This is a genomic window from Rugosimonospora africana, assembly GCF_016862975.1.
Taxonomy (GTDB): domain Bacteria; phylum Actinomycetota; class Actinomycetes; order Mycobacteriales; family Micromonosporaceae; genus Rugosimonospora; species Rugosimonospora africana.
Map to the genome: position 1 here is coordinate 1 of NZ_BONZ01000181.1, position 998 is coordinate 998.

The window sequence follows — 998 nt, forward strand, 5'->3', positions numbered from 1 at the left end:
AGCACCGCTGGGGCGGACGCCCCCTCCACGCGGCAGCTTGATCAGTCAGGCGAACCTTCTCGGTCACGCATCAGGTGAGCTGCGGCGCGACCTCGGCTGCGATCCACTCCATCGCCTCCCCGAGATGCTCAGCGGCAATGGGCAGCCACATGGTGCAGGCTGCGAGCCCCGCCTCGGCGAGTCGCCCGAGTTCGTCGGCGACGCTGCCTGAGCTGGGCGTAGTGCCGCCGAGCAGCCGCCCCGGCGGCGGTACCGCCGTGGGGATGCCGGGCGGGGTGAGGAATGCGGCCGAAGCAAGCGAGAGGCGGTCAGCGTCCCTTGTGTCGGTGGCGAGTTCGCGTAGGCGGCGTCGTACACCAGCGACCTCAGCGGTGTCGGCGCCGGTGCCGTACCAGCCGTCGCCGAACCGCAGCGCGCGGCGCAGGGCGGCGTCGCTGTGGCCGCCGATCCATACGGGCGGTCCGCCGGGGGTGATGGGAGGCACTCCCAGGTGTGCGGCCCGCAGTGTCGTGAACGGCCCGTCGAACTCGGCTGGTCGCCGCGTCCACAGGGCCTTTGCGGCCGCGAGGTGGTCGTCGGTGCGTACGCCGCGTTGGCGGGCGGGGACGCCCACGGCGTCGAACTCGTCAGGGTTCCAGCCGGTGCCGACACCCAGGATCAGGCGGCCGCCGGACACCACGTCCAGAGTCGCTGCCTGGTTGGCCAGTACCAGCGCTGGGTAGTACGGCGCGACGACCACGGACGTCAGCAGCCGCAGACGCGTCGTCATGCCCGCGACGGCCGACAGCAGGACGAACGGGTCGGAGTCGAGGCCGAACCCACTGTCCAGAAGGCGGTTGCCGACCGCGACGTGGTCGAAGCCCAGATCCTCGGCCTGGCGTGCGGCGCGGAGCACGCTGGCTCCATCGTCGAGCGGCCAGCGCGGTTGAAGGGAGACTCCGAGGCGCAGCAGTGCCATCGCGGGTGGCCTTTCGGTGACGGTCCGGTGGTCGCAGGCG

Annotated in this window: 1 protein-coding gene; it reads right to left on the reverse strand. The window is 72.0% G+C overall.

The genetic code is table 11. From position 1 onward, the window contains the following. Nucleotides 1–70: 70 nt before the first annotated feature. Nucleotides 71–998: TIGR03619 family F420-dependent LLM class oxidoreductase (locus Raf01_RS49110; RefSeq protein ID WP_203925074.1), on the reverse strand; the 928-nt coding region annotated here is incomplete at its 5' end.